The sequence below is a fragment of the Kribbella sp. NPDC048928 genome (genome assembly GCF_043197975.1).
Taxonomy (GTDB): domain Bacteria; phylum Actinomycetota; class Actinomycetes; order Propionibacteriales; family Kribbellaceae; genus Kribbella.
Map to the genome: position 1 here is coordinate 171459 of NZ_JBICUC010000002.1, position 17971 is coordinate 189429.

The 17971-nt window shown below is 68.8% G+C and carries 14 protein-coding genes; 12 read left to right on the forward strand and 2 right to left on the reverse strand.

What is annotated here, in order from left to right; all coding sequences use genetic code 11:
- Nucleotides 1–36: 36 nt before the first annotated feature.
- A complete protein-coding gene (locus ACGFI6_RS07580; RefSeq protein WP_393116019.1) occupies nt 37–789 on the reverse strand; it encodes an N-acetyltransferase in 753 nt (250 codons plus the stop codon).
- Between the two features lie 171 nt (nt 790–960).
- Between ACGFI6_RS07580 and ACGFI6_RS07585 the strand changes: the two genes are divergently transcribed.
- The 3 genes from ACGFI6_RS07585 (at nt 961) to ACGFI6_RS07595 (ending at nt 4227) form a co-directional block, all read left to right on the forward strand.
- Nucleotides 961–1296 (forward strand): hypothetical protein, encoded by a 336-nt coding sequence (locus ACGFI6_RS07585; protein ID WP_393116021.1) that lies wholly within the window; start codon nt 961–963, stop codon nt 1294–1296.
- Nucleotides 1289–1936 carry a hypothetical protein gene (locus ACGFI6_RS07590; RefSeq protein ID WP_393116023.1) on the forward strand — a complete coding sequence of 216 codons (648 nt, stop codon included), beginning with the start codon at nt 1289–1291 and terminating at the stop codon, nt 1934–1936. Before ACGFI6_RS07585 ends, ACGFI6_RS07590 begins: the two co-directional genes overlap by 8 nt.
- A gap of 62 nt (nt 1937–1998) precedes the next feature.
- Complete coding sequence (locus ACGFI6_RS07595; protein ID WP_393116025.1) at nt 1999–4227, forward strand: hypothetical protein; 2229 nt, start codon at nt 1999–2001, stop codon at nt 4225–4227.
- On the opposite strand, the gene ACGFI6_RS07600 is transcribed toward ACGFI6_RS07595, so the two are convergent.
- Nucleotides 4220–5242, reverse strand: a complete 1023-nt coding sequence (locus ACGFI6_RS07600) for a PseG/SpsG family protein (RefSeq protein WP_393116027.1) — start codon at nt 5240–5242, stop codon at nt 4220–4222. The genes ACGFI6_RS07595 and ACGFI6_RS07600 overlap by 8 nt on opposite strands.
- Nucleotides 5243–5493: 251 nt before the next feature.
- Here ACGFI6_RS07600 and pseB point away from each other — a divergent pair, with 251 nt between their 5' ends.
- The 9 genes from pseB to ACGFI6_RS07645 all read left to right on the forward strand — a co-directional run bounded on the left by pseB (nt 5494) and on the right by ACGFI6_RS07645 (nt 17352).
- Nucleotides 5494–6474 carry a UDP-N-acetylglucosamine 4,6-dehydratase (inverting) gene (gene pseB, locus ACGFI6_RS07605; protein WP_393116029.1) on the forward strand — a complete coding sequence of 327 codons (981 nt, stop codon included), beginning with the start codon at nt 5494–5496 and terminating at the stop codon, nt 6472–6474.
- Nucleotides 6475–6476: 2 nt separating this feature from the next.
- Nucleotides 6477–7601, forward strand: coding sequence for a UDP-4-amino-4,6-dideoxy-N-acetyl-beta-L-altrosamine transaminase (gene pseC, locus ACGFI6_RS07610; protein ID WP_393116031.1), 1125 nt, complete (start codon nt 6477–6479; stop codon nt 7599–7601).
- Nucleotides 7602–7611: 10 nt separating this feature from the next.
- Nucleotides 7612–9021, forward strand: a complete 1410-nt coding sequence (locus tag ACGFI6_RS07615; RefSeq protein WP_393116033.1) for a class I SAM-dependent methyltransferase — start codon at nt 7612–7614, stop codon at nt 9019–9021.
- A complete protein-coding gene (locus ACGFI6_RS07620) occupies nt 9021–9836 on the forward strand; it encodes a hypothetical protein (protein WP_393116034.1) in 816 nt (271 codons plus the stop codon). Before ACGFI6_RS07615 ends, ACGFI6_RS07620 begins: the two co-directional genes overlap by 1 nt.
- Nucleotides 9824–10588 (forward strand): cytidylyltransferase domain-containing protein, encoded by a 765-nt coding sequence (locus ACGFI6_RS07625; protein WP_393116036.1) that lies wholly within the window; start codon nt 9824–9826, stop codon nt 10586–10588. The genes ACGFI6_RS07620 and ACGFI6_RS07625 overlap by 13 nt, the downstream gene beginning before the upstream one ends.
- 38 nt (nt 10589–10626) lie before the next feature.
- Entirely contained in the window at nt 10627–11523 is an 897-nt protein-coding gene (locus tag ACGFI6_RS07630; RefSeq protein ID WP_393116038.1) for a class I SAM-dependent methyltransferase, read from the forward strand.
- A 46-nt stretch (nt 11524–11569) separates the two neighbouring features.
- A complete protein-coding gene (locus ACGFI6_RS07635; protein WP_393116040.1) occupies nt 11570–11947 on the forward strand; it encodes a DUF485 domain-containing protein in 378 nt (125 codons plus the stop codon).
- On the forward strand, nt 11944–13581 hold the full coding sequence (locus ACGFI6_RS07640) for a cation acetate symporter (RefSeq protein ID WP_393116042.1): 1638 nt from the start codon (nt 11944–11946) through the stop codon (nt 13579–13581). Before ACGFI6_RS07635 ends, ACGFI6_RS07640 begins: the two co-directional genes overlap by 4 nt.
- Before the next feature lie 189 nt (nt 13582–13770).
- Nucleotides 13771–17352, forward strand: a complete 3582-nt coding sequence (locus ACGFI6_RS07645; protein ID WP_393116044.1) for a discoidin domain-containing protein — start codon at nt 13771–13773, stop codon at nt 17350–17352.
- The last annotated feature ends 619 nt before the right edge of the window (nt 17353–17971 follow it).

Genomic DNA, 17971 nt, shown 5'->3' on the forward strand with positions numbered 1-17971 from the left:
GTGGGATCAGGAGTCACGCCCTACGCAGTCAACTCACTACGTAGCGGCAACGAGGTGCACCGTCATGAGGTTATGCACAGGCTCGAATCCGTATCGCGACCAGATTCGCTGAATTCCGGTCTGGTGCGCTTGGGTGGTGACGACCAGACGCCGGGTCGAGCAGGCGTCCTCGACGGCGGCCAGCAGGTGGCCGTACCGCCCGCGGCCCTGCTCGGCGGGCACGACGCCGGCCAGTTGGAGCTCGCTCCAGGAGCGCTGCTGGTCGATCGCGGCCAGCGCCAGTACGCGGCGGTCCGGGCCGCGCAGTACGACGGCACCGGCGTCGGCGATCCGGCGCCGGGCCCACTCCTGCCGTCCGGCCAGCGCGTGTCCGCGGTCGAAGACCGGGTTCGAGCAGTAGTGGTTGCCGGAGTCGCCGAAGACGTCCGCGACCAGGTCGTCGACCAGGACGCCGTCGATCTCGTCCTCGCGCTGCGTGGTGAAACCGGCCAGCGGCGCCGGGCGCCGGCCCTTGCCGACCGGCAGCGCCCAGCAGACGACCGTGTCGGCGAGCAGCGCCTGTCTGGGCCCGCTCGCCAGCGCGGCGAACCAGGTGGTCTCGCGCGCCGGGTACCGGAGCACGATCACGTCGGCGGTCGAATTCTCGACCGCGGCCAGCACCTCGGCCAGCGGCGTACCGGCGGAAGCGGATACCGACATGCGGTCGATCGAGACTCCGAACCGCTTGGCCGCGTCGACGGACGGGCGCACGGTCAGTTCACCGGCCTCGAGGGCGTCGTACCAACTCATAGGCCGTCGAGCTTAAGGCATCACGGTGACAAGAGCGTTACTAGGCGTACAGGGGTGCACACTCAGCGACAGCCATCCCGGCGCTGGTTGAGCGGCACGACGACAAACACCCATCAGCACGTACGGTAGTAGGGCGCTGCCTGCGCGAACGGAGGAACAAGGGAGACACGGATGGCACCCCAGCGGAACCACGAGCTTCCTGACGGCAATCACGTGATCGTGATCGACACCGAGTCGGCCTCCGGGCACCTGAGCACGATGCTGCAGCGGTTCCGCGAAGGCAGGACCGAGCCGATGGTCTTCAGCGACACCGGCGAACCTGAGGGCGTCGTGATCTCCTTCGCCCAGTGGCTCGAGTACCAGGAGCTGGTCGAGGACGCCGCCGCTGCCGCGCGAGTCGAGGAAACGACCCGGCAGCGACTCGAAGACACCCCACCGGAGGCCTACGTCCCTCGCGAACGCTCCCGCCTGAGGGTGAGCGGCGAGCGGCAGGACTCCGATGGCTGACCCCTATGTGCTGCGCCTGCATCCCGATCTGGAGGCGGAGCGAAAGGCTCTCGAGACGGCCGCGGCGCAGGACCCGACCGGGCGCGATGCCAAGCTGTTCAACGCGCTGGAAGACGGCCTGGACGCCTTGGAAGAAGGCCGCGAGGCGGAGTTCGACGGCAAGCGCATGCACTCGATCCAGGACAAGTACGGCGAGCTCGGCGACCATGCCGAGATCAAGCTCGAGGTGGACGAGGAGTACGCGCCGAACGGGTACAAATTCGGTGCATCGCACCGGCTGACGTACCAGGAGGCCGAGGGGACGGCGCAGGATCCGAGGCCGGTCAGGCGGGCGATCGCCTTCGAGCCACGCAGGGGCGGCCAGCCCTTCGTCGTCAGCGGCCAGCGCAACGAGCGCGCTCTCAGCGTGGGGCTCGACGAGCTGGACAAGGCCAAAGCTGCCGAGGCAACCGGTGGCAACGCGCCGACCACACCGGTCCGGATGCCGCTCGACACCGAGCTTGCGACCGCCATACACGCCGGAACGAACCCGACGCACGACAAGCGCGGCGTGACCAAGCCGGCCGAGACACCGGTAGCGACGAACGCCGCGTCGCAGACACAAGCCAAGCAGCGTGGTCCGGGGATGACGAAGACCTGAGGTCTCACACGCAGTGACCTGACGCGTTCGTGGCGCAACGGATTTCACATTAGTGTTACGACATGCGCGCGAAAGCGAGGCGGCGGGGGCCGCGAACTGCGGGGCCTTCCCTTTCCGGTCTGGTCGCCGGTCTTGCCGTCGTTGCGCTGACGATCGTGCTGCTCGCGCTGCACTCGACGGTCTTCGAGCTGGCCCGGTTCGTGCTGTTCACCGTGGTCGCGGTGACCCTGCCGGGGTTCGCGCTCTGGCGCCTGATCGGTGGATACGGACGCAACCTCGTCGAGGATCTCTCCGCCGGCTTTGCGGTCGGTACGGCCGGGCAGGTGCTCGTGTACCTGGCCAGCGCCTCGATCGGGCTGCAGGCGTGGTCGTGGGTGTGGGCGCCGGTCGTACTGGTGATCGCGTTCGTGGACCGCGACGCCCGGGCGCGGGTCTGGAGACGGGTCGAGCGGCCGTTGCGCCCGCTGCAGGCGTGGCTGCTCGCGGCGTCGACCGCGGTCGTGCTGCTGATCGTGTACCGCCGCGGACCGGGGCAATTCCTCCCGGCGTACACGGATCCGCTGCGGGCCTATCCGGATCTCGCGTTCCAGCAGGCGCTGGCTGCGAGCGCGAAATACGACGTACCGATCTCGACGCTGTGGCTCGGTGGCGAGCCGATGAAGTACCACACGTTCTTCCACCAGGCGACCGCCGCGACGCAGTGGGGCACGCGGATCGACCTGACCGATCTGATCCATTCGCTGAGCTGGCTGCCGTTGTTCCTGGCCGGGTGCGGGCTGGTGTTCGCGCTCACCACCCGGCTCACCCCGGCGGCCGAGTCCGGTGCGACGTGGGCGGGGCCGCTCGCGGTGTTCGTCGCCGGGCTCGGCGGAGCGGTCCAGCCGCTGGCGGGGGCCGGGCTGGGCGGGATCTCGACGGCCGTGGCGGCGTACCTGAGCCCGACGCAGAACCTCGGCGTACTGATCGCGCTGGCGATCTGTGTGGTGGCAGTGGACCTGCTGCGCGCCGACGGACGCCCGCGGGCGCGGTGGGTGCTGCTGGTGCTGCTCGCGCTGATCGCGGCCGGGGCGAAGTCGACGATCCTGCCGGTGGTGGGCGTCGGGTTCGCGTTCGCGTTCCTGCAGCTCGGGCTCGCCCGGCGCAGTACCCGGCCGGCGTTCCTGGGTGGGTTGCTGTCGCTGGGGATGTTCGTGGCCGCGTTGATCACGATCTTCGGTGGCAGTACGTGGGGGACGCAGATCAAGCCGTTCGAGACGTTCGTCCAGCTGGCACCGTTCCCGATGCTGATCTCGAACCCGCATGCACAGCTGTTGTCTGGGGCAACGACCTTGCTGAGTTGGGCGCTGGCGGCGTCGGGGCTGTTCTTCCTCGGACGGAAGTGGCGGGACTCCGGCGCGGTTTTCCTTGCAGGCGTAGCGGTTGCGGGCCTGTTGGGCACACTGCTGACCACCCAGTCCGGCGTCAGTCAGCTGTACTTTCTGCGGACCGCATTCCCGGTGATCGCCGTACTCGCGGCTGCTGGGCTGGCGAACTTGGTCGGCCGGCTCGGGGATCGGCGGGCTGTGGTACTCGTCGGCGCGGCAGGGCTGCTCGGTCTCGCGGCGTTCGCGATCGCGCGTTCGGAATCGGCCGATCTGCTTGGTATCAAAGGCCCGTGGCTGTGGACGGCTGCTGCGGTGGCTGTCGTCGCGGTGCTGGTCGCCGTGGGGTGGAAGCTGGCACGGCGGCCGGGCAACTTCTTTGTGGCATTGCTCGGCGGCGCGGTCGCCACGTGCATGATCGGGGCGGCATTGGTGCCGCTGCAGGCGTTCGTGTCGGACAAGTCGTCCAACTTGGTGTTCGCGCATCCGTTCCGCGGCGGCGCGACGGCCGCGGAGGCCGGCGCCGCGCAGTGGCTGCGGCGGAACAGCAAGCCCGGCGACCTGATCGCGACCAACGCACACTGCATCATCGAGCGCGACGGGCTGTGCGACAGCAGGCACTTCTGGCTCGCGGCGCTGTCCGAACGCCCGGTCCTGATCGAGGGCTGGTCGTACTCGAACCAGGCGAACCGGATCGCCCTCGCGAACGACGGCAACCCGAGCCTGATCCCGTACTGGGACCGCGAGGAGCTCGCCGCGAACGACCTCGCGTTCAAGTCGCCGTCCCCGGCGGCGATCGAGCGGCTGCACCAGGCCGGAGTCCGCTGGCTGTACGCAGACAACCGCGCCGGCGGGATCTCACCGGCCCTGCGCAACTACGTCCGGCTCCGGCACGCCACGCTGGACGCAACGATCTACGAACTCAGATAAGACCCAGCAGTGCGTCGGTGACTCGTTCGCGGCCTCGGCCGTCTACCAGTTCCCAGCCGGCCCGCGCCAGCCGACCGCGCTCCGCCGGATCGGTGAGCAACCACTTGAGGGTCCGGTCTGCCGACGAGACGTCTGTCTTCAGTGCACTCAGCAGCCCGAGTCCCGCCGCGGCGCGGGTGTCGACTGCGCGCTCGTACCCCATCACCTGGTTGTCGACGACGCACACCAGCCCGGCCGTGGCACCGAGGCAGAGCAACTCCCACGTCGACGTACCGGACGCACTGATCGTCAGATCGGCCTCACCGACGCGGGCCGCCAGCTGGTCCGTCGGGCCGATGACGTCCAGGCTCTGAAGCGGCTGCAGCTCGACGGCAGCGATCCGCCCGGCCAGGTCGGATCCCGGCGCGACCACGGTCGCCTCGAACGGCAGGCCGGTCGCGGCCAGCGCCTGAGCGACGTACGGGCCAGCTCCGAAGGCATCCGTGCCGCCGAAGAACGCGAAGACCTTCGGTACGGCGTTCTGCCGGTCGGCGGGTGGTGCCGCTGGCCGGTGTTCGAGGATCTCGTCGCGGATCATCACGTACGGCAGGCCCGCCAACCGAGTGGATCCGGCCGGCAACTGCGGGTGATCAAGCTCGGCGTCGAGGTTCTGGTCGACCAGTACGTCGGCGTCGGCGCCACGGAGGTCGCCGTCGACGATCGCCAGCGTCGGCAGCCCGCTCGCTCGCACCGCCGGGTAAACAGACGCGTCCAGGTCGTACGAGTCGAACACCACCGCGTCCAGGGCGAGCTGCCCGAACAGCTCCACGTGCTCGTCCGGCTCCCACACTGCCGGGCGAACCTCGATCCCGCGCGCCGCGATCTGCTCGGCCGCCCACGGCACCGTGTGGGCGTCGCAGATGAACAGCACCTCGACGTCGCGCCGCAGCACCTCCTCGGCAAGCGCCAGGCAGCGCATCACATGCCCGACCCCCCTGGCCGGCCCCACATCACACCGCACGCCCACGCGTTTCACCGGGTCAGTGTCCCCTAAGCGGTGTGGCTTGAGGGATAGCGGTGTCCAGGTGAGTGCCGCGAGGTGCGTGCCTGGGCGCCGATAGCATCAAGTCACACCGCTTAGGGGACACTCGCGTACGGTTGGGGGCGGTTCGTCGAGACAGTGCCCGAGACTGTGATTGAGGCGGTTGCTCACAAGGCAGCTATTGTTTCGAGGGCCGCTTCGCATCTGCGTGGTTCGGAACCGTCCGTCAGAAGGGTCCCGCTCGAGTGTCAATCCTCACCGGCTCCGACATCCTGGTCACCGGCGGTACCGGATCGTTCGGCCGGACGTTCGTACGGCATGCGCTGGAACACCTGGACCCGCGGCGGATCATCGTCTTCAGTCGCGACGAGCTGAAGCAGTGGGAGGTCCGGCAGTCGTTCGGCGACGACCCGCGGCTGCGGTTCTTCCTCGGCGACGTCCGCGACCGCGCGCGCCTGGAGCGGGCGATGCACAAGGTCGACTACGTCGTGCACGCGGCCGCGCTGAAGCAGGTCGACACCGCGGAGTACAACCCGTGGGAGTTCGTCCAGACCAACGTGGTCGGCTCGCAGAACGTCATCGAGGCGAGCATCGACTGCGGCGTGAAGCGGGTCGTCGCGCTGTCCACCGACAAGGCGTCCAGCCCGATCAACCTGTACGGCGCCACCAAGCTGACCGCCGACAAGCTGTTCATCAACGGCAACCACTACGCGGCCGCGTACGACACCCGCTTCAGCGTGGTGCGGTACGGCAATGTGATGGGCAGCCGCGGCTCGATCATCCCGAAGTTCCGCGCACTGCACGCGGCCGGTCAGTCGCTGCCGATCACCGACCTGCGCTGCACCCGGTTCCTGATCACGCTGCCGGAGGCGGTCGAGTTCGTCGTCGACTCGTTCGACCTGATGACCGGCGGCGAGCTGTACGTACCGCGGATCCCGTCGATGAAGGTCACCGACCTGGCCGAGGCGATCGCGCCCGGCGCCGCGATGCACGACATCGGCCTGCGGCCCGGCGAGAAGCTGCACGAAGAGATGATCAGCCCGGAGGAAGGCCGCCGCGCGGTCTCGGTCGGTGATCGCTACGTGCTGCAGCCCGACCTCGCCAGCTGGGGCTACCAGCCGCCGCCCGGCAGCGTCGCGGTCCCGGAGGGGTTCCACTACGCGTCCGACACCAACGACCAGTGGTACTCGATCGACGAGATCCGCAAGATCCTCGAGAGCGACTGAGCGTGCTGCCGTACGGACGTCAGTCGATCTCGGACGCCGACATCGAGGCGGTCACCGCTGTCCTGCGCGGTGACTGGCTGACCACCGGGCCGTCGGTCACGGCCTTCGAGGACGCGATCTCGGAGCTGTCCGGCGGCCATCGGGCCGTCAGTTGTACGTCGGGAACGGCCGCCCTGCACATCGCCTACGCCGCTCTCGGCGTCGGACCAGGCGACGAGGTCGTCACGACCCCGATGACCTTCGTGGCCACCGCCTCCTGCGCCGCGCTGCTCGGCGCACGCGTGGTCTTCGCCGACGTCGACTACGACACCGGGCTGATCGATCCAGCCAGTGTGGAGGCGTCCCTCACCGAGCAGACCAAGGTGATCGCGGCGGTCGACTACGCAGGTCAATCCGCGGACTACCCGGCGCTCCAAGCGCTCGCAGACCGGGTAGGCGCACGGACGCTCGCCGACGCTGCGCACTCGGTAGGCGGTTCAGCCGGTGGGCGCCCGGTGGGCGATCTGGCGGACGTCACCACGATGTCCTTCTTCCCCACCAAGAACCTCACCACCGGCGAGGGCGGCGCGGTCGTCTGCAAGGACCCGGCGGTCGCCCAACGCGCCCACGAGTTCCACTTCATCGGTCTGGTCCGCGACCCGGACCGGTTCGAGATCGCCGACGAGGGCCCCTGGCACCAGGAGGTCCACGAGTACGGCGTGAACTACCGCCTGACGGATCTCGGTGCGGCCCTCGGCATGTCCCAGCTCCGCCGGCTCGCGGAGTTCAAGCGCCGCCGGACTGAGATCACCGCGCGCTACAACGCGGCCTTCGCGGGCGTCGACGGGCTGCGGACGCCGGTGCAGCGCGCCGACGTGGACCCGATGTGGCACCTCTACCCGATCCGCGTACTCGGCGGCCGTCGGCGCGAGGTCTTCGAACGGATGCGCGCCGCCGGCATCGGCGTGCAGGTCAACTACATCCCCGTGTACTGGCACCCGGTGTTCGCGCACCAGGGCTACCAGCGCGGCCTGTGCCCGAACGCCGAACAGTTCTATGCCGAAGAACTGTCACTCCCCCTGTACCCGGCGCTCACCGACAGTGATGTCGACCGGGTGATCGAGACCCTTCTCAACCTGGTTGGCTAACGTGACGGATGTGACCCGATCGAATCTGATCGGCGGAGAGATGCTGAACTGGTCGGATCTGCACCCGGCCGACGCCCGCCCCGCGGCCGCCGGACCCGCAGCGACCGCTCTGGTGACCGCAACTCTCCAGCCCGACGACACCGCCCTTATCGCCGGCCCGCACGCCGCCGAGCTGATCACCCATGCCGCCGACACGGCGACGTCGGTCGATCTGATCGTCCGCTCGGCCCCCGACGCCGAAGAGCTCGCCGAGCTCCTGGACGACGCGAAGGGTCAGGTGTTCTGCGGCTCGCTCGACCGTTGGTCGGGCGATGAGACGTACGACGTGATCGTCGCGCTCGACGGGCTCGAGCGGCTCGTCGGCCCCGACACCGCGACGCTCCCGTGGGCGGAGGCACTGCGGCGGCTGACCGCGCGCCTGCGGCCGGGCGGGCGGCTCCTGCTCGGCGCCGAGAACGCGTTCGGTTTCCAGCGGCTGATCCAGCCGGACATCGCGGCGGCGCTGCCCCGCGACGAGGACTGGGGCCGGGACATCGCCGACCGTGCGCCGGCCGGCCTCAAGCCGCTGCGGGTCGCGCTCGGTGACGCCGGCCTGCAGGTGCCGCAGACGTACGCCGTCTTCCCGTCGCTGATCCAGGCGGACGTCGCGCTCGCCTCGACCGAGGGATTCGCGGCCGTGGTCGCGGCCAGGGCCGTTGCCTCGCGCAACGAAGGCCCGGTGCTGATGGACCCGTACCGGCTGGTGCTGGACGCGGCCGAGGCGGGGATGGCGATCGAGCTGGCCCCCGCCTGGTACTTCGTGATCGGCGCCGAGGTGCCGGCCGTGCTGCCCGAGGACGTCGTGCCGGAGGGCGAAGGTGTCCTGCTGGAGGAGCACCTGTTCGCGGCGCTGCGCAGTGACGACCAGGCGGAGCTCCGGCGCGCGATTCCTGCGTACGTGGCCTGGCTGGGCACCGGTGGCGCGGGATCGCCGGACAACGTCATCCTCGACGGCGGGACGTACCGGCTGTTCGGGGAGCCGCAAGACCTTGATGTTGTCGAACACCTCGAGCGGTTCGCGCGGCGCTCCCTGGAAAGTGGCCTGCGGCAACCATGGCCTGCGGCGGCGGATCCGCACCAACTGACCGCCCGACTCGCGTCGATGGCCGGGATCACCGTGCCCGAGCAGAAGTTCCGGCGCAGCGAGGTCGTTCGTCCGCAGGGCAGCGCCGAGCAGCTCACCACCGTCGCGCGGATCGCCGACGAGTTGGCCCACGCCAGCGCCCGCGCGATCTTGTTCGAGGGCACGGTCAGCGGTCTGCGCCGTTCGCGTACGTACCAGGTGGGTCACCGGGTCCTCGGCCCGGCGCGCGCCGTCCGCCGCCGGATCAAGCGGGCCCGCTGGAAGGTCAAAAAGGCTGTGCGGAAGGTGCTTCGCTGATGCACCACGCCAATCACTTCTACGGGCACGCCGACATCATGGCGACGTACGCCGGCCTGCAGAAGACGCCGCGGATCTGGGGCTACCTGCAGCACGGGTGGAACATCCTCGACGGGTTCGCGCACGGGACCGCCTTCGCGCCGGGCACGCCGAAGTTCGTCTGGACGGACAGCGTCCGGCGCCGCGGGCACGCACTCGGCCTGCGCAACTACTCGGTGATCGGCTCGGTCTGGCTGTACCTGCTGAAGTCCTACCCCGATCTGGCCGTCCCGGCGAAACGGGCCAAGGGCACCATCTTCTACCCGTTCCACGGGTGGGAGGGCCAGAACGTGCTCGGCGACCACGGCCGGATCGTTGCCTCGATCAAGGATCATGAGACCGGCCCGGTGACGGTCTGCCTGTACTGGAACGAGTACGACAAGCCGGAGATCCGCAAGGTCTACAAGGACGCCGGCTTCCGGGTCATCACGCACGGCTACCGAGGCCTGCACTGGCGGGACACGAACGCCAAGTTCCTGGTCAACCAGCTCCGGGAGCTCCGCAAGCACGACCGCGTGGCGTCGAACCGGCTCAGCTCCGCCGTTCTGTACGGCGGCTCGCTCGGGCTGGGGGCAGGGGTCTACGGTGATCCCATGGTGCTGGAGAACGAGCACCCGTCGTTCGGCGGTCAGGCGCGGATCAAGCGGCTGTGGCCCGAGATGGACCAGCCGTACGTCCCGGCAGCGGTCGCACGCGAGTTCACCGACACCGAACTGGGCGTCGACCACGTCGCCGGACCCGCAGAGATCCGGGAGATCTTCCGATGGAACAGCTGAAGGCTGACCCGAAGGTCGGCATCGTCACGCAGGTGCGGGTGACCAGTACGCGGCTGCCGGCCAAGGTCCTGCTGAAGGTCGCCGGCCGCACCTATCTGGAGCACCACCTGGACAGGCTGCAGCAGACCGGCCTGCCGGTGGTCGTCGCCACCACCACGAACCACGACGACGACCCGGTGGTGGAGTTGTCCGCCGAGCGGGGCGTGCCGGTCTTCCGTGGCAGCGAGGACGACGTCCTGAGCCGGTTCGCGGGCGCCGCCCGGGAGCACGGGCTCGACGGGATCGTCCGGGTCACCTCCGACTGCCCGCTGATCGACCCGGCGATCGTTGCCGCAGGCGTCGACCGGTGGCGTGCCGAGAACGACTCCGACCTGTACGTCTCGAACTGCCTCGAGCGCACCTACCCGCGCGGCATGGACTTCGAGATCTTCTCCACCGCCCGGCTGTACGACGCGGACGCAAAGGCCACGCTCAAGGCCGACCGCGAGCACGTCACGTCGTACCTGCACCAGAACCGGTCAGGTGACGTCCACCTGCTGAACCTGCCGTGGTCCGGCGCCGCAGCCTCACCGAACGCGGCGCAGTATCGGCTGACGCTGGACACCGCGGACGACTGGAAGTTGCTCGACGCCCTCATCGAGGACTTCGACGCGACCCACCTGAACTGCGCCGAACTGGTCGCGATCCTGGACCAGCACCCGGAGCTGGCCGCGCTGAACGCACACATCGAACAGAAGAAACTCGGCGAGTAACGGGTTTCGTGCCGTGCGCTACGGCATGATTTACACCGATGACCACCAATGAGCCGGCCGGGGACCCCGCCGCTGCTGCCGCTGCTGCCGCTGCCGCTGGCAACGGCGTGCCTGCCGCTGCTGCCGGCAACGGCGTGTCCGCAGCGCGCGCCAAGTCCTTCGGCGCCGTCGCAGCCGCGTACGACGCGGGCCGGCCGACGTTCCCGCTCGAGGCACTGACCTGGATCCTGGGTCCGGGCCGCGGCCTGCAGGTGCTCGACCTGGGCGCCGGTACGGGCAAGCTCGCCGCGGTCGCCGCCGCACTCGGGCACCACGTGATCGCTGTCGATCCGTCGCCGGAGATGCTCGAGGTCTGCCGCCGCCAGACCGGCGTCGACACGATGGTCGGCGCGGCCGAGTCGATCCCGCTCGCGCACGCGTCGGTGGACGCGGTGATCGTCGGACAGGCCTTCCACTGGTTCGACCACCCGCGGGCGCTGCCGGAGATGGCCCGGGTGCTGCGCCCGAACGGCGTCCTCGGCCTGCTCTGGAACAACCCCGACACCGTGGTGCCGTGGGTCCGCCGGATCTGGCAGGTAATGCAGGGGGACGGCCATCTCGGGGAGCACCGCGGCGGCAGCGACCGGTTCGAGCCGCTGCCGATCCTGGAGCAGTCGAACCTGTTCGCGATGATCGAGCAGGCTCGGTTCCGGCACTGGCACGACCTGGACCGCGGTGGCCTGCGCCAGCTGGCACAGTCGCACTCGCGGGTCGCTGTACTCAAGGAGAGCCGGCGCGAGCAGGTCCTGGACCAGGTCGAGCTGATCTACGAGCACACCGCCCGCCCGCCGGAGCCGCTGCGGATGCCGTACTTCACCGACTGCTTCCGCGCCCACCCGAGCGAGTTCGCGAACTACCGCCGCACTCTCAGCGGCCCGGTGGCACCGCACCTTTAGAACGTTTTGGTTGCGGTAGGTCACAAATGGGCAACCAGCAGCTAACGTGCACCTGTTCGAGTCCAGCGAAGGGGAGTTCATGGACGAGGAGATGGTGCGCGAGCGGGACGCCCGCGCCTACGAGGCGGTGCACGACGCGGCCGACTTCACCGAGCTGAAACGGCGCTACAAGAACTTCGTCGTACCGTGGACGATCGCCTTCATGGCGTGGTACCTGGCGTACGTCGCCTGCAACAACTGGGCGCGCGGTTTCATGAGCCACCGGATCGGCGGCTCGCACGTGAACGTCGCACTGATCTTCGGGCTGCTGCAGTTCGTGTCGACGTTCGTGATCGCGGCGCTGTACGGCCGGTTCGCGAACCGGAAGCTCGATCCGCTCGCGCACGGCCTGAACGCCAAGTACAAGAGGGAGCGTCGCCGGTGAACCCCCTGCTCCTTCCGTTGGCCGCCGAGCCCGGCAACCGGGCGCTGACCATCTCCCTGTTCAGCGCGGTCGTCGCCGTGACGCTGTACATCACCTGGTGGGCCTCCCGGCAGAACAAGACCGCCGCCGACTACTACGCCGGCGGGCGCTCGTTCAGCGGTGCGCAGAACGGCCTCGCCGTCGCCGGCGACTACATGTCGGCCGCGTCGTTCCTCGGGATCTCCGGGCAGATCGCCCTGTACGGGTACGACGGCTTCCTGTACTCGATCGGCTTCCTGGTCGCCTGGCTGGTCGCACTGCTGCTCGTCGCCGAGCTCCTGCGGAACTCGGGCCGCTTCACGATGGCCGACCAGCTCGCGTTCCGGATGAAGCAGAAGCCGGTCCGGACCGCGGCCGCGACCTCGACGATCGTCGTCTCGATCTTCTACCTGCTGGCCCAGATGGTCGGCGCCGGCTCGCTCGTCGGGCTGCTGCTCGGCGTCAAGAGCGAGGGCCTGAAGGCCGCCGTGATCGTGCTGGTCGGCGCGCTGATGATCGTGTACGTGACCGTCGGCGGCATGCGGGGCACCACCTGGGTGCAGATCGTCAAGGCGATCCTGCTGATGGCGGGCACCGTGGTGATCACGTTCCTGGTGCTGCTGAAGTTCCACTTCAACATCTCCGAGCTGCTCGGTTCCGCGGCCGCGAAGTCCGGCAAGAGCGAGGCGTTCCTGCAGCCGGGTCTGCTGTACGGCAAGGACCTCACCGGCCAGATCGACTTCCTGTCGCTCGGCCTCGCGCTGGTCCTCGGTACGGCCGGACTTCCGCACATCCTGATCCGCTTCTACACCGTGCCGGACTCCCGTTCCGCGCGCCGGTCGGTGCAGTGGGCGATCGGCCTGATCGGCGTGTTCTACCTGATGACGCTGGCCCTCGGGTTCGGCGCCGCCGCGCTGCTGAACACGGGCAAGGGTTCGGCGGTGGCGGAGTCGAAGGGCAACGTCGCATCGCCACTGCTGGCCGAGTCGGTCGGTGGCGGGGCCGGGTCACTCGGTGGCGCGATCCTGCTGGCCTTGATCGCGGCGGTCGCGTTCGCGACGATCCTCGCGGTAGTCGCGGGCCTCACGCTGACGTCCGCCTCGTCGTTCGCGCACGACCTGTACGCGAACGTCATCTCGAAGACCAAACCGACCGAGAAGCAGGAGCTCCGGGTCGCGCGATTCGCGGCGATCGGGATCGGTGCGGTGGCGATCGCGCTGGCGATTCCGGCGCAGAAGCTGAACATTGCGTTCCTGGTCGCGCTCGCGTTCGCGGTCGCGGCCTCGGCGAACCTGCCGGCGCTGCTGTTCAACCTGTTCTGGAAGCGGTTCAACACCTCGGGCGCGGCCTGGAGCATCTACGGCGGTCTGATCTCGTCCGTCGTCCTGGTGGTCTTCTCGCCGGTGGTGTCGGGCAAGCCGACGTCGATGATCACCGGCGCCGACTTCGCCTGGTTCCCGCTGTCGAACCCGGGCATCGTGTCGATCCCGCTGGGCTTCCTGTTCGGCGTCCTCGGTACGTACCTGGGCCGCGACAAGTCCAGCACGGAGCGGTACGCCGAGCTGTCGGTCCGCGCCTTCACCGGCGCGGGCGCGGAGGGTGCCGCCAAGCACTGACGTTCGCATCGAAAGGGCCGGCCCGCTGTTCGGGCCGGCCCTTTCGTCGTCCGTTCAGGCCGTCGTCGTTACCGAACCGTTGACGCCTGCGTAGCGGTGCCGTAACAATGAGCCACGCGTCCTGCAAGAAATTGGCAGTGCGACGAAAGTTTTGAACTCTTCCTTGTTCCGCCCACCAGGAGAGGTCTCATGCGCATTCCACGTTGGCGGTTGCTGACCGCCCTGCTGGCCGCGAGTCTCGCGGCCGCACCACTCACCTCGCCGTTCGCTTCCTCGTCCCAGGCCGCGGTCCTCGCCGGTCCCAATCTCGCGGCCGGGAAGTCCGCCACGGCCAGCAGTTCCACCCAGAGCTACGTCGCCGCGAACGTGACCGACGGCGACCGGAGCACGTACTGGGAGAGCGCGAACAACGCGTTCCCGCAGTGGGTCCAGGTCGATCTCGGCTCGTCGGTCGCCACCAACCAGGTCGTCCTCAAGCTGCCGGCCACCGACTGGGAGGCCCGCGACGAGACCCTCGCGATCCAGGGCAGCACCGACGGGCAGAACTTCACGGACCTGTCCGCCGCCGCGGCCCGCACCTTCAGCCCGCCGGGCAACACGGTGACGGTCGACTACGGCACGGCGACCACACGGTACGTCCGGGTCCGGATCACCGCGAACACCGGCTGGCCGGCCGGGCAACTCTCCGAGCTCGAGGTCTACGGGCCGGCGACCGGTGACACCCAGGCTCCCACCGCCCCGGGCGGCCTGGCCTTCACCGAGCCCGGCGCCGGTCAGATCAAGCTCACCTGGAGCGCCTCGACCGACAACGTCGGCGTCACCGGGTACGACGTCTACGCGAACGGTCAGTTGCGTACGAGTGTGGCCGGCAACGTCCTCACGTACACGGACAACCAGCCAGCCAACGTGTCCCTGACCTACTCCGTCCGCGCGAAGGATGCCGCGGGCAACCAATCGCCGAACAGCAACACGGTCACGCGGAACGGCAGCGGCGGGGCGGGCAGCAACCTCGCGCTGCACAAGCCGATCACGGCGTCCGGATCCACGTTCACCTACGTACCGGCGAACGCGAACGACGACGACGTCACGACGTACTGGGAGGGGAACGCGAACCCGGCGACGCTGACCACCGAACTGGGCTCGAACGCGGACCTCAGCTCGATCGTCGTGCGGCTCAACCCCGATCCGGCCTGGGGTGCGCGGACACAGACCTTCTCGGTACTGGGTCGCGAGCAGAGCGCTACCGGGTTCACCACGATCGTCGCGCCGGCGTCGTACGCCTTCGACCCGGCGAGCGGCAACGCGGTGACGATCCCGGTCAGTGCGCGGGTGGCCGACGTACGGCTGAACTTCACCGGGAACACCGGCGCACCGGCGGGTCAGGTCGCCGAACTGCAGGTCCTCGGCGTACCGGCACCGAACCCGGATCTGAGCCTCTCGAACGTCTCCTGGACGCCCACCGCACCGGTCGAGACCGACGCGATCACGGTGCGCGCAACGGTGAACAACGACGGCACGGCTGCCTCCCCGGCGACGTCGGTGAACTTCTACCTGGCCGACACCAAGGTGGGCACAGCGTCCGTCGGCGCGCTCGCAGCCGGCGCATCGACGACCGTCAGCGCATCGATCGGGGCGCGCGACGCGGGGTCGTACGCGTTGAGCGCGAAGGTCGACGAGGACAACACGGTCATCGAGCAGAACGACGGGAACAACACGGCTGCGGCTTCCGGCCCGTTGGTCGTGACTCCGGTGGCGAGCTCGGACCTCGTCGCCGCGGCTGTGAACTGGACGCCGGGCAATCCGTCCGCAGGGAATTCCGTCGGGTTCTCCGTGTCCTTGAAGAACCAGGGCAGTGTCGCCTCGGCGTCTGGTGCGCACGGGATCACACTGACCGTGCTCGACGGGTCGTCCGTGGTCAAGACGCTGACCGGCTCGTACAGCGGGGCGATCGCGCCCGGTCCGACCACGTCAGCCGTTGCTCTGGGCAACTGGACGGCGGCGAACGGCCGGTACACCGTGCGTGTCGTACTGGCGGACGACGCGAACGAGTTGCCGGTGAAGCGTACGAACAACACCAGCGAGCGGCCCTTGTTCGTCGGCCGCGGGGCGAACATGCCGTACGACCACCTCGAGGCAGAGGACGCATCGGTCGGCGGCGGCGCCACGGTCATCGGGCCGAACCGTACGATCGGCGACCTCGCCGGTGAAGCATCCGGCCGGCGCGCGGTGACGCTGAACGCGAACGGCGCGTACGTCGAGTTCACCACGCGGGCGTCCACGAACACCCTGGTCACGCGCTTCTCGATCCCGGACTCGGCCGGTGGCGGCGGTCAGTCGTCGACGCTGAGCGTGTACGTGAACGGGACCTTCGCGAAGACGTTGCCGCTGACCTCCAAGTACTCGTGGCTGTACGGCGCGGAGGCGTCGCCGAACAACTCGCCCGGCTCGGGCCCGGCGCGGCACATCTACGACGAAGCGAACCTGATGCTCGACCAGACGTACCCGGCCGGGACCAAGATCCGGCTGCAGAAGGATCCGTCGAACGGCACGACGTACTCGATCGACTTCCTCGACACCGAGGCCGCGACGGTGATCGGCAACCCCGGCGCGGGCTTCGTGACCCCCGACGGTTTCACCCAGCAGGACGTACAGAACGCGCTCGACAAGGTCCGTCAGGACAGCACGTTGCAAGGGGTGTATCTGCCGCCGGGCGACTACCAGACGTCCTCGAAGTTCCAGGTTTACGGGAAGGCCGTGGAGATCGTCGGGGCCGGACCGTGGTTCACCCGGTTCCACGCGCCGGACACGCAGGACAACACCGACATCGGCTTCCGGTCCGAGGCCTCGGCGAACGGCTCGACGTTCAGCGGATTCGCGTACCTCGGCAACTACACGTCGCGGATCGACGGCCCAGGCAAGGTCTTCGACTTCTCGGGGACGGCGAACATGACCATCGACAACATCTGGGTCGAGCACATGGTCTGCATGTACTGGGGTTCGAACACCGACACGTCGACGATCAAGAACTCGCGGATCCGGGACACCTTTGCCGACGGCATCAACATGACGAACGGCTCGTCCGGCAACACCGTCAGCAACAACGAGGCACGCTCGACCGGCGACGACAGCTTCGCGCTCTTCAACGCCACCGACAACGGCGGCGGCGAGGTCCGCGACAACGTCTTCGAGAACCTGTCAGCCTTGCTCACCTGGCGCGCCGCCGGATTCGCCGTCTACGGCGGGACGAACAACATCTTCCGGAACCTGTACGCGGCCGACATGCTCACGTACCCGGGGATCACGATCAGCTCGCTCGACTTCGGAATCCCGATGAACGGCTTCGGCGCGACGCCACCCACCCAGTTCCAGAACGCGTCCGTCGTCCGCTCCGGCGGGCACTTCTGGGGCAACCAGGCGTTCCCCGCGGTCTGGGTCTTCTCCGCGACGAAGATCTTCCAGGGGATCCGTGTGAGTGACCTCGACGTGGTCGATCCGACGTACTCCGGAATCATGTTCCAGACCAACTATGCCGGCGGCAACCCACAGTTCCCGGTCGCCGACACGATCTTCACCAACACGACGATCACCGGGGCCCACAAGTCCGGCGACGCCTACGACGCCAAATCCGGCTTCGCCATCTGGGCCAACGAACTCCCCGAACCCGGCCAAGGCCCGGCCCGCGGCGAAGTCACCTTCAACAACCTGACCCTCACCAACAACACCACCGACATCCAAAACACCACCCAAACCTTCACCATCCACCGCAACTAGCCCAGCGCCCTAACCCACCCACCTAAACGCGGGGCCCGCGGGACCACACGACCCCACGCGGCCCCGCGCCCGCCCCCTCAACCCCACGCGGCCCCAACCCCACGCGCCTCCGCGGACGACACCAGCCGTGTCCGCAACACCCACCATCGCGCCACCCTCGGCCCCAAGACACCCACCCGATGAACCCCAGCACCCCACCCAGCCACCCACGCAATACCCCATCCCCACCGCCTCCCCGACCCAGACACATCCAGCACCCCCATCCGCATCACCGCACGCAAACCACCAACGCACACCACGAGCGAACGATCCGCACCATCCTCGTTCCCCCACCATCCGCCCCACCCGAACTGCACCCGCACCAGATGTACGCACCATCCACGTCACCTGCACGCCTGCGCCGCTCGCACACCAGCGCCACGCACACGCGGCCGCGCACGCGCCTGTGGTCATCCGCAACGCACGCCGGATGCTCACACTTGCGGCGCTGCGGCTGTTCATGCCAGCCCCAGCGCCAGGCGCCGGTCGCACCAGACCCGCTCGTCGTGGCCCGCTTGTACTGGGTGCGCGGCGTCTTGGTCGGAGGTAGCAGCCGAACGCCGGGGTGCAGGAGGTACCT